A 5259-nucleotide genomic window follows, 5' to 3' on the forward strand; every position below is an offset into this window, starting at 1 on the left:
GGTTWGAGCGTGGCGCTTGCCTTGCATAAGCAAGGGCACACCCCCCGCGTATATGAACGTCGGGCCGGGCCGGCGACCATGGGAGCCGGCGTGACGCTCTGGCCCAACGCTGGCTTTGTGCTGCAAGAATTGGGGCTGTTGGAGGACATCGCGGCAGCGGGCGGCCGGCCCGTGTCAGTGTTCCGCAAAGACGCAGCTGGCGATTCTTTGGGTGGCCTAGACATCAAGCTACTGGACCAAATCATGGGATATCCCACCCATACAATCTTGCGGCGAGACCTGCAGGCCGTACTGCTGGAACACTCAGCACGGGCTGGTATCCAGGTGGAATTTGGGTATCGAGCGGTAGCGATCGACCTGGATGCTAGCGGTAGGGCCGTGGCGTGGTTCGAGAACGGCCAGAGTATCCGTCCGGATCTCCTGATTGGCGCCGATGGCCGCATGGACTCGGTGGCCCGCAGGTTCGTCGCAGGTGACAACACACCCATTTATCAGGGTTTTGTGAATTGGATCGGTGTTGCACAAGGTAACGGTCCGTTGGTGAACAATATCGAGATTCAGGACTATTGGGGTTCTGGCGACCGTTTCGGCTGCGTCGCCGTGCGGAAAGATTTGGTGTACTGGGCAGCGGCTCAAGCGCGACCACTATCTGAGGCGACACCCGCAGCGGATATGCACAAAGAACTTCTGGATTTGTTTGGAAGCTGGCCCGAACCTGTTGCCAGCATCATCAAGGCCACGCCGGCGCACACCATTCAGCTGATTGCCGTGCACGATTTGGAGCCGATTCACACTTGGGTTCGGGCTAATGTACTACTCGTCGGGGACGCAGCGCATGCGCCGTTGCCAACGTCGGGTCAAGGCGCCTGCCAGGCTCTGGAAGACGCATGGCATCTAGCGCGGTGCCTGGACGTGACAGACCGTGGCATTGAAGAAGCCCTACTGCTTTTCGCGGAGGTTCGCGGACCCAAAACTACAAAGCTGGCTGAGCAGGGCCGCATGTTCGCGCGCGGCCTCTTCGCCCAAGACCCGGAAACGTGCCGTATTCGCAATGAGCGCGCCAAGGCATCCGATCCATTGCGTGATGCGCAGGCCATGGCAGCAGGATGGTCGCAGGGTTTGCCGATGGCCGACTGCACTGCCAGGTTGCCGGTTGGCGGCGCTAGCAGTCTCTATCGCCTCTAAAAAACTGAGTCAGTCCAGGCATCTTATGGCATCTCCGTCCGCCATAAGATGCCTTACTCTGCGCGCGGACTCCACGGAGGCTCAACTGACCAGAGCCGATAGAGGGCTCGCGGGCGGTCCGGACTTCGTGATGGATGTGCTGCGCGTTGGCACGGCCAAGGCGGCGCAACAATCGAACCAACCAAAGAAACCGCGATGGAAGGACTGGGGCCGTTTAGACTCCGATGATGATGCAGGATCAGCGGCAGCTTTCGGGAGCTGTGCGCTGAGCCCCGAACGTCGTAGATGAGGTCGATTGCCGAATGGCAGCTATCCGCTAAGCGACTTGAAACCTGACGGTCAGCAATGGGCCCCGCTCCTCGCCCCAGAAACGCAAACCGTGTCCGCAGACTACTCCGACACCGCAGTCTCACGGCCGGGGCTTCCGAGCGTGGTCCGCTGCTTGTAGTCCCTGCTCTTGTTCGGATCTTCGATCGCCTCAACCGACTGAATGTACTCAGTAATATACTCCGACGGCAGACCGTGTTCCCTGCCACCTGCAAGCACAAAATCCTTATACCAACCATAGGGTTTGAGGCTGTCGTCAATATAGTCAAGAGTGGCGAAGTAGGTAAGGACCTTTTGCCTGCGACCTTTTTCATTAATGACCGTGACCGTCGCGTGCTCGTAGCCGCTGCCAACGCCTTCGGCCTTGTCCAGTTTGGTACGCTCGGCAGGATCGAAGCTGAATAGGACTCCGATCACACTCCTATCGCCTTCACTGGAAAATGCGTTGCACTTCCCGGACTTATCCGTGCTGCGCTTATGAAAACGGAGCGCATGACCCGGCAAGGTAGCGATGCCGAGTGGCTTGCAGCTCGGCATGCGCTCGCGCAGCCGGGCGGTCGACATGTTGGACCCATAGGCAAAATACACGACGTGCTCCGGAGGTCCGGTTTCTGTCTTCAGCGGCTCGATGGTGGGATTTCTCGGCTTCAGAATCGTGCGCAGCGGTACTGTCATTATGCTGCACTCGTCGGTTTCTTTGCCTTCGCGTGTGATGATGGGCTGCCCATCTTCGAGGTCGAGGATTGGAACGGGCCTACCGGCCCATCCGCAATCGGAGCAGAGTGGTCRTTCCCAGAGTATACCCGGTGCCTCAGTATTTTCGCCGTGGCCGGGTTCGAGATGGGGCGAGCCGCAGTTCGGGCATTCTGAAGGCACCCCGCGCAACTCGCGAATGATCAATGATGTCGCCATGCCGATGGCGTGTTGGATCAACGATTGCGCCATGTCGGCATCAATCCACGTGGCCGACTTTGAATGCGTCAGCCAGTTTGAAACCGTCCATGCAGACTCGAGCGCACTTTTGAGGGCCCCGCGACGCTCTTTATTGGTGTCGCCCGGCAGAAGATCGTTGCAGATGATCTCCGTCCACGCTCGGAAGTTCGCACGCTGTGGCGGTGTGTCTGACCACATTGCCGCGTCCTGCGCGACGCCGATCAGCTCGAGTAGCGCCTCGCGGCAGCGAACGCCGACGGCCTGATAGTCCGAGAGGTTTTGCGCTTGTGTCACGGCGGTGCCAGCTTCTTCCATCTTCTCGAAGACAGGACCGAACGGAAGGATGCGTAGATCGCCTTCCTGTTGTTTTTCCGTACGCGGGATGCGGAGCATCAGGCCAATATGGAAGGTCAGAGCAAGGTCCATATTGGGGAATTGCTCCTGAGAGTAGAGGTTTGTGCCGCCCGTGATGACCCACCACCGATCCTTGTTGGTGTGGATGTCCCACACGTCGTGGCGGGTGTTGAGAACGATCTCCGAGTAGACCTTCTGCATGAAAGTCACTTCGAGGTCGGGCGCCTGCCATTCAAAATATTCCCGGACTTCCTCTTCGGTAGCTTTCAACATGATCTACTCCCGCGACGGGCTAGTTGCACCGCGCATGCAAAGGTTTGCGAAAATCTCATCAGTAGACCGATGTCGCTTAGCTTTCAAACCGGCGTGGCAAAGCGGGATGTCCGGGTTGAGGCCCTATGAGCCGCTCGGGGCTGAATGTCCATGTTCGCATTTTGGACGCCTAAAGCCGCCAGTCCGGTCTCGGCCCCAAAGGAGCAGTACGCCGGTTCAAACCAGCGAAACTCACCGATCTTGCCTCCGCATAGATCCTGACGAACTCGTCGTCGGCATCGCCACTGACGGCAGAAGCGAACGCACCTCGGCAAACTTGGCCTTGATATGCTGGACAGTGACAGCCACCTCAGGTGCTAGCTTTCGATCGGCATTGACGTAGAGCGATAGGCTGCTGGTGACGTAGCCGGGGATATCGAGGGGGATAAAGATCAGTTCACCCGATGCAAGTTCCTTGGCAACACCGACGGAGGCGAAAAAACCGACGCCTAATCCTCGCCGTGCCGCTTCGCGCGCAAGCGGCCAGGACGAGGATACGATGCGCGGCTGGTACTCGGCCCCCGTCTCCTGAAATTCGACGTCCGAATGCCTCTGGATCCACATGTCCTGGACCATCAGGACGGGATGCTCGGCGCACTGCGTGAGCGTTAGCGTATTCTCTTTGGCGAGAGGATGGTTTGGCGTGACCACTACGCCTACGCGTACGTTGAGCTGATCGAGAAGTTCGAACTGCCTGTAGCGACGATCGAATGGCAAAAGCGCGATATCGGGATGGCCGAGCTGCATCTGATCTGCCTTGTTGACCACATTGGCATCGGTGACGTTGAAGCGAACCCGAGGATGCTCCTCGACGAGGGACTCGATTGCACCCAGCAACACACTGATGATGAGGGGAGGTGTGGCGAGAACGCGGACCTCGCCGGCAATCTGTCCGGCAAGGGCGGTAAGCTCGCCCGCGGTGTTGCGCCAGTCCGACAGCGTGCGTCTGGTGTGTCGCAGGAAGACATGACCGGCTGCGGTTAGTCGCATTCCGGTGGGTAGGCGCTCGAACAGCTTGCAGCCGAGCTCGGCCTCCAGATTGAGTATCTGGCGCGTGATCGCGGATGGCGCAACATGCAGGACCTCCGAGGCGACACGGATCGAACCGCTCTCGGCAACCTGCTCGAAGTAGCGCAATACGGCTGCGTGCATGACATCCTCGGAAGCGGTGCCTGGTTGGCGCTATACGGCTCGGAACGGGCCTGAAATCCCCAAAAACCGAGGGTAGGATGGTGTTGCCGACATGGCAACGGGGCGCTCGAAAATTTGAACTTTTTGCGATGCCTTTATTCGACTAGCGTTCTTGTCGGGAACAAGGTCACCATCAATCGATGAGTGGATGGAGGAAAGCAATTATGCAGGACAATCTGCGCATAAGCCGGCGAAACGTGCTCAAATTCTCAGCTGCGGTGGCAGTCGGGTTGGCAGCACCGGCTATCGTGCCCTACCGCGCCCGGGCAGCAGGAACGCGCAAGGTCAATGTCCAGTTCGGCTGGCTCATCAACAGCCAGCACATCGGCGATATCCTCGCCCGCGAACTTGGCTACCAGGAGGAGGAAGGCAACGCGGTGGAAATCAGCGCCGGCGGCCCGAATATCGACTCGGTACCGCTGGTCGCCTCCGGGCAGTACGATATCGGGCAGCAGTCCTCGAGCCCCCAAATCATGCTGGCGGCTTCGAAGGGGATTCCGATCCAGTGCTTCGCGGTGGCGCTGCAAGTCCATCCCTTTGCCTATTTCTCGCTCAAGAGCGCGCCGATCAACACGCCACAGGACATGGTCGGCAAGCGTGTCGGCGTCCAGCCTGCCGGCGGGGCAGTCCTTCTGAGCGCGTTGCTTCGCAAGAACGGGATCGATGAATCCAAGGTCGAGGTGATCACCATCGGCTCTGATGCCAAGCCGCTTCTGTCGGGGCAGGTCGACGCCATAGCCGGCTGGCGTTCCAATGTCGGTCAGCGTGAATTGCTCGGGGACGATGCGGTCGAGCTGCCGCTCTGGGACAATGGCGTGCGTCTGCTGCCGCTTCCCTATTTCGCGACCTCGGAAAAGCTGAACAGCGATCCCGAAGCCTTCGCGTCTTATGTGCGGGCGGCCAGCCGCGGCTGGAAATACGCCTTCGACAATCCGGAAAAGGGGGTCGAGATTCTGG

At 59.3% G+C, this 5259-nt stretch carries 4 protein-coding genes; 2 read left to right on the forward strand and 2 right to left on the reverse strand.

All coding sequences use genetic code 11. From position 1 onward, the window contains the following. A partial coding sequence (locus tag AC1DUU_RS22185; RefSeq protein WP_476785551.1) for an FAD-dependent monooxygenase occupies nt 1–1185 on the forward strand: 1185 nt, incomplete at its 5' end. Between the two features lie 390 nt (nt 1186–1575). Here AC1DUU_RS22185 and AC1DUU_RS22190 read toward each other — a convergent pair. Both AC1DUU_RS22190 and AC1DUU_RS22195 read right to left on the reverse strand, forming a co-directional pair. After that, entirely contained in the window at nt 1576–3072 is a 1497-nt protein-coding gene (locus AC1DUU_RS22190) for a gamma-glutamylcyclotransferase family protein (RefSeq protein WP_476785552.1), read from the reverse strand. 231 nt (nt 3073–3303) lie between these two features. Then, on the reverse strand, nt 3304–4263 hold the full coding sequence (locus AC1DUU_RS22195) for a LysR family transcriptional regulator (RefSeq protein WP_476785553.1): 960 nt from the start codon (nt 4261–4263) through the stop codon (nt 3304–3306). A gap of 203 nt (nt 4264–4466) precedes the next feature. Here AC1DUU_RS22195 and AC1DUU_RS22200 point away from each other — a divergent pair. Continuing rightward, a partial coding sequence (locus AC1DUU_RS22200) for an ABC transporter substrate-binding protein (protein ID WP_476785554.1) occupies nt 4467–5259 on the forward strand: 793 nt, incomplete at its 3' end.

It is taken from the genome of Aminobacter sp. P4_H6_2, assembly GCF_056400805.1.

Bases quoted from the DNA above. Each gene is read 5' to 3' on its own strand.
- AC1DUU_RS22195 (WP_476785553.1), bottom strand. From the start codon at position 4,263: ATGCACGCAGCCGTATTGCGCTACTTCGAGCAGGTTGCCGAGAGCGGT.